Below are 263 nucleotides of genomic sequence, written 5' to 3'. Positions count from 1 at the left end.
GTCGCCAAGCCCGCGATCAAGACCGTAATTGGCGGCAAACAGGTCGAACACCGTCGCGACCATGACGTCGCCACCCTTGATCTTCAGCTTGCGGGCCGGAACCTTGCGCACCAGCACGCTGTCATGGTCCGTGCCTTCAAAATAATCGTGCTCGCGGTTGCCGAAATATGGGAAAGCCACATCGGCGACGGCATCATGGCTGTCCTTGTCGATGAAGCTCTTGGCAAGTTCCACATCCTTGCCCTTGCCGTCCTTTTCTTCGA

The 263-nt window shown here is 57.4% G+C and carries 1 pseudogene; it reads right to left on the bottom strand.

The window, feature by feature from the left end:
• Nucleotides 1-263, bottom strand: a pseudogene (locus SB822_RS58080) (nitrate reductase subunit alpha); the annotation flags it as partial.

Source organism: Paraburkholderia sp. SIMBA_054, assembly GCF_046534875.1.
Lineage (GTDB): Bacteria > Pseudomonadota > Gammaproteobacteria > Burkholderiales > Burkholderiaceae > Paraburkholderia > Paraburkholderia hospita.
Note: the sequence above shows the minus strand (reverse complement) of the source record. Positions and strands in the feature narration are given on the sequence as shown.